Annotated in this window: 4 protein-coding genes; all 4 read left to right on the top strand. The window is 47.1% G+C overall.

The features are described from left to right. A partial coding sequence (locus tag CVN76_RS10710) for an acyl-CoA dehydrogenase family protein (RefSeq protein ID WP_198512534.1) occupies nt 1-661 on the top strand: 661 nt, incomplete at its 5' end. 30 nt (nt 662-691) lie between these two features. Next, the gene (locus CVN76_RS10705; RefSeq protein ID WP_061141303.1) at nt 692-1,831 is read left to right on the top strand and encodes an acyl-CoA dehydrogenase; all 1,140 of its coding nucleotides are present in this window, start codon (nt 692-694) and stop codon (nt 1,829-1,831) included. A gap of 113 nt (nt 1,832-1,944) precedes the next feature. Further along, the gene (locus CVN76_RS10700) at nt 1,945-2,595 is read left to right on the top strand and encodes a TetR/AcrR family transcriptional regulator (protein WP_061141302.1); all 651 of its coding nucleotides are present in this window, start codon (nt 1,945-1,947) and stop codon (nt 2,593-2,595) included. Nucleotides 2,596-2,606: 11 nt separating this feature from the next. Beyond that, nucleotides 2,607-5,873: a fused isobutyryl-CoA mutase/GTPase IcmF gene (gene icmF, locus CVN76_RS10695; protein WP_100531232.1), complete on the top strand. Its 3,267-nt coding sequence runs from the start codon at nt 2,607-2,609 to the stop codon at nt 5,871-5,873. Nucleotides 5,874-6,217 lie beyond the last annotated feature (344 nt).

The raw sequence follows: 6,217 nt of genomic DNA, 5'->3' as shown, positions 1-6,217 counted from the left end.
GAATGGCGGTGAGGCGGATGTGTTTATCGTTTTTGCCTCGACCGATCCCAAGGCCGGCAGCAAGGGAATCTCTGCCTTCATCGTCGAAAAGGGGACGCCTGGCTTAATCATCGGTAAAGACGAGCGTAAAATGGGGCTTCATGGCTCGAGCACCGTGCAGGTGACCTTCGAAGATATGAAAGTGCCTGAGGGCAATCTGCTTGGCAAAGAAGGTGAAGGCTTCAAGATCGCGATGGCCAACCTGGATGCCGGCAGGATCGGGATTGCGTCCCAGGCGCTGGGAATTGCTGAGGGTGCCATGGAACATGCCGTCCAATATGCAAAGGACAGGGTGCAGTTCAACAAACCGATTGCATCGCAGCAAGGGATTGGCTTCAAGCTGGCGGAAATGGCCACAGGCATAGAAGCTTCCAGATTACTTGTCTACCGGGCGGCGTTTTTACGCTCAGAGGGGTTGAAGTGCGGCAAGGAGGCAGCGATGGCTAAGCTATTCGCTTCGAGGACGGCTGTCGAGGTGGCGATAGAAGCTGTCCAAGTATTCGGAGGTTATGGATATACGACGGAATATCCGGTCGAACGCTATTTCAGGGATGCAAAGGTAACGGAAATATATGAAGGCACCAGTGAAATCCAAAGAATGGTCATCAATAAGAATCTTTAAATACATCGAAAAGGGCAGGGGAAGAATATCATGCAGTTTAAATTGACCGAAGAACATGAAATGATCAGAAAAATGGTGCGCGATTTTGCGCAGAATGAAGTGGCTCCTACGGCTGCCGAGAGGGATGAAGAAGAACGATTTGACCGTGAAATTTTTGATAAAATGGCCGAACTTGGTTTGACGGGAATTCCGTGGCCAGAGGAATACGGGGGAATCGGGAGCGACTACTTGGCGTATTGCATTGCAATCGAAGAACTTTCCCGTGTCTGTGCTTCCACTGGGGTTACGTTATCAGCCCATACATCTCTTGCAGGCTGGCCAATCTACAAATTCGGATCCGAGGAACAAAAGCAAAAATACCTTCGGCCGATGGCACAGGGTGAAAAAATCGGCGCGTATGGCCTGACTGAGCCTAGCTCAGGATCCGACGCAGGCGGCATGAGAACGACCGCGAAGCTTGTTGGTGATGAATATATCATCAACGGCTCGAAAATTTTCATAACGAACGGCGGAATTGCAGATACCTACGTTGTCTTTGCTTTGACAGATCCCGAATCGAAGCAAAAAGGAACGAGTGCTTTCATCATCGAAAGTGACTTCCCGGGTTTCAGTGTTGGTAAAAAAGAGAAGAAGCTGGGAATCCGTTCATCACCGACAACGGAAATCATTTTTGATGAATGCCGGGTGCCAAAGGCAAACCTGCTTGGCAAGGAAGGGGAGGGCTTTAAAATCGCGATGATGACGCTTGATGGGGGCCGTAACGGAATAGCCGCCCAAGCTGTAGGCATTGCCCAGGGTGCATTGGATGCCGCGGTCAATTATGCAAAAGAGCGCGTCCAATTCGGCAAGCCCATCTCTGCACAGCAAGGAATCGGTTTTAAACTGGCGGATATGGCAACCGGGGTTGAAGCATCAAGATTATTAACCTACCAGGCTGCCTGGTTGGAATCCGTGGGTCTACCATATGGAAAAGAGTCGGCCATGTCGAAACTATTCGCTGGTGATACAGCCATGAAAGTAACGACGGAAGCCGTACAGGTTTTTGGGGGTTATGGCTATACAAAGGATTATCCAGTAGAACGGTATATGCGCGATGCGAAAATAACCCAGATCTACGAAGGTACACAGGAGATTCAGAAGCTGGTCATTTCAAGGATGGTTACGAAATAGAGTTGAAAATGAGGTTTTCCGCTTGAGGCACCGCCTTGACGGAATGCCCTTTTCAATTTATTGGAGAATGTCTTTGTTGGGTATATGATTCGCTTCATAAAAGGGGTTTGAAAATGGAAAAAAGAGAAGTACTTGCGTCTGTGAAGGATGAGCGGCTGGTGGAAAAAAGACGTACCCAAATGATCAAAGGGGCGGTGACCCTTTTTAAGGAAAAGGGATTCCATCGGACGACTACCAGGGAAATTGCCAAAGCGGCTGGCTTTAGTATTGGTACGTTATACGAGTATATCCGAACCAAGGAAGATATTTTATATCTCGTTTGTGACTTTATTTACGATGAAGTTCAGGAAAAGCTTCAAAAAGAAATCGATCAGAGTGATGGGACACTTGATAGTTTGAAGATGACGATCGCCTATTTTTATAAAGTGATGGATGATATGCAGGACGAGGTGCTGGTGATGTATCAAGAAGTGAAGGCGTTGACGAAGGATGCCCTGCCTTACGTGTTGAACAAAGAAATCCGGATGGTGGGCATGTTCGAAAAGGTCATAACGAAATGTGTTGAGAACGGGGAACTTTTGCTGACGGAAAAACAAATCAGCCTTCTTTCGCATAACATCTTTGTCCAGGGACAGATGTGGAGTTTTAGAAGATGGGCTTTGCATAAAGAGTATACGCTTCAAGAGTACATCGATGTGCAGACGCAATTATTGATTCAAAATGTATCATTTCATAAAAGTGCTGATATCAAGTCGTTTCAATAAGGAGGAGCTATATGAGTACCGTTGAAGTGTATAGACCGAAAAACCATATCAGATTCGTGACAGCTTCGAGTTTATTCGATGGCCATGACGCATCGATCAACATCATGAGAAGGATCCTGCAGTCGAGCGGGGCAGAGGTCATTCATCTAGGTCATAATCGATCTGTTGAGGAGATCGTGAATGCAGCCATACAGGAAGATGTTCAAGGCATCGCCATGTCATCCTACCAAGGGGGCCATGTAGAATATTTTAAATATATGTATGACCTGTTGAAGGAAAGGGGAGCCGAGCATATTCGGATTTTTGCCGGAGGTGGCGGGGTCATCATTCCGAGGGAAATCAAGGAGCTGCATGAATACGGGATAGCCCGTATCTTCTCCCCTGATGAAGGGCGGGAATACGGCCTCCAAGGCATGATAAATGTATTGATGGAGGAATGTGACTTCTCCACGGTCAAACCTTCTTTGCAGGAACGCTTTGATGAACTGATCGCAGGCGGGACGAATGCGATTGCCCAATATATCACTTTCGCTGAAGGCAGGCTTGAGGCTACGGATGAAGCAGCCGCAGCAGTGGAGAGCCTATTCGAACAAATCAAGACGTCTGAAAGGAAGGTGCCTGTTCTAGGGATTACAGGAACGGGCGGCGCGGGTAAAAGTTCACTGACCGATGAATTGATCCGGCGTTTCCTTAACGAAATCAAGGATAAGAAAATCGCCATACTGTCCGTCGATCCGACAAAACAAAAAACGGGCGGTGCCTTGCTGGGCGACAGGATCAGGATGAACGCGATTTTTTCAGAGCGTGTATATATGCGGAGCCTGGCCACGCGTCATTCGAAAAGTGAGCTGTCCTTGGCGATTAAAGATGCCATATCCGTCGTGAAGGCAGCTGGCTTCGATCTAATCATCGTCGAAACGAGCGGAATTGGCCAGGGCGATGCAGAAGTTGCCGAGATTTGTGATGTTTCCATGTATGTGATGACAAGTGAGTTCGGCGCCCCCTCCCAGCTGGAAAAGATCGATATGATCGATTATGCAGACTTGATCGTCATTAACAAATATGAGCGCAAAGGCTCTGAGGATGCAAAAAACCAAGTTCAAAAACAATATCAACGTAGCAGGACCCTTTTCGATCAAGATCCATCGGAAATGCCGGTTTATGGCACGATCGCCTCCCAATTCAATGACCCGGGGACAAATGCAGTATTCGCTGCCCTGATAGAAAAGCTTAATGAAAAAGCAGGGACGGAATGGAGCACTGCCTTTTCGAAGGAAGCGGATGTTTACAAGCAAAATGTCATCATTCCGAATGACCGCCGTTATTATTTGCGGGAAATAAGCGATACGGTCAGGACGTATCATAAACGCTCGGCGGAGCAAGTCCGCATCGCCCGCAGGCTTTTCCAGCTTGAGGGTGCGATTGAGGCGGTAAAGGAAAATGATAACAACAAAGAAATCCTTGCGCCTTTGGAAGATTTGAAAAAAGAAACGGCTGCCAAGTTATCCCCCGAATCGAAAAAATCGCTCTCGGGATGGAGCGAGTTAAAAGAAAAATATGCAGGGGAGCAGTTTGTAACGGCGATCAGGGATAAAAAAATCGTCACGAAGCTAAAAACGAAAAGCTTATCGGGTTTAATGATCCCGAGAGTGTCCCTGCCTAAATTTGTTGATTATGGTGAGATTTTAGCGTGGATATCCCGTGAAAATGTTCCGGGCTTCTTCCCGTATACAGCTGGAGTCTTTCCATTCAAGCGTGAAGGGGAAGATCCAAAACGGCAATTCGCCGGTGAGGGATCCCCGGACCGGACCAACCGCCGATTTCATTATCTATCCAAGGATGATCATGCTAAACGGCTTAGTACGGCTTTCGATTCCGTAACATTATATGGCGAGGATCCTGATCATCGCCCAGATATCTATGGCAAGGTAGGGGAAAGCGGCGTCAGCATTTGTACGTTGGATGACATGAAAAAACTGTATGCAGGTTTTGATCTTTGCCACCCATCAACATCTGTATCCATGACCATCAATGGGCCGGCACCGATCATATTGGCCATGTTCATGAACACGGCAATCGAACAACAGATCCAGCGAAAGGTGGAAGAGCTCGGCCGACCGCTTACGGATATGGAGGTACAGGAAGTGCAGGCCTTCACTCTTCAGACGGTACGCGGAACAGTTCAAGCGGACATCCTGAAAGAGGACCAAGGCCAGAATACATGCATCTTCTCCACGGAATTTGCATTAAGGCTAATGGGGGATATCCAAGCCTATTTCATCGATCATAGAGTCAGGAATTACTATTCTGTATCCATATCCGGTTATCACATTGCCGAAGCAGGGGCCAATCCGATTTCACAACTGGCCTTCACTTTGGCGAATGGCTTTACGTACATCGAATATTACTTGAGTCGCGGAATGAATATCGATGATTTCGCCCCGAATTTGTCGTTCTTCTTCTCGAATGGGCTCGATGCTGAATATACGGTCATCGGAAGGGTGGCAAGAAGGATTTGGGCGACGGTCATGAAGGATAAATATGGTGCGAATGACAGGAGCCAGAAGCTGAAATACCATATACAAACATCAGGCCGCTCCCTTCATGCGCAAGAAATAGATTTCAATGATATCAGAACGACACTTCAGGCTTTGATGGCCTTACAGGACAACTGTAACTCCCTGCATACGAATGCTTATGATGAAGCCATCACGACGCCTACCGAAGAATCTGTACGCCGTGCCATGGCCATTCAAATGATCATTACGAAGGAGCATGGGCTTTCAAAGAATGAAAATCCGATTTCCGGTTCCTTCATTGTCGAGGAATTGACGGATATGGTTGAGGAGGCAGTCCTTCAGGAGTTCGATCGCATCAATGATCGAGGCGGCGTTCTTGGCGCTATGGAGACGCAGTACCAGCGGGGCAAAATCCAGGATGAATCCATGCATTATGAAATGAAAAAGCATACCGGGGAATTGCCGATCATCGGGGTCAATACGTACCTGAATCCAAATCCTCCTTCCGAGGATGCCGTCAACAGCATGGAAATTGCCCGTGCAACAAAGGAAGAAAAGGAAGGGCAAATCAAAAACTTGCGAGCATTTCAGGAAAGAAATAAGCAGTTCACTGATGAAGCGCTAACCAGGCTGAAGGCTGCGGCCATGAATGGTGACAATATTTTTGCCGAGCTCATGAATTGTGTGAAAGTGGCTAGCCTTGGCCAGATAACCCGTGCGCTATATGATGTAGGCGGGCAATATCGCAGAAATATGTAAGGATGGGCAGATGGGACTCCGTATTGAAGGGGTCCCTTTTTCTCAATAACGATGCCCCCTTTTTTTGGAAAAATGTAAATTTCCCCTTATAATAATTTGGAAAAGGGGCAAAAATGATGAATCAGCCCATTGGAGCTGAATGAACCTGAAAATGCTCGAATTAATAATTGGTTCCTTTTTGCCATCATTCTTTTATTTGAACTGTATGAGTATCGATTGGGTACCATCTTTTTTTTCATCATATCGTTTGCCTTTTTTTACGGCAGCTTATCGTCAAAAATCGCAGAAAGAAAGTAAATGACCAAGCACTCCCCGCAGCAGGGGCATTAAGGTAAATCTGTGAA

This window comes from Bacillus sp. mrc49 (assembly GCF_002803435.1).
Note: the sequence above shows the minus strand (reverse complement) of the source record. Positions and strands in the feature narration are given on the sequence as shown.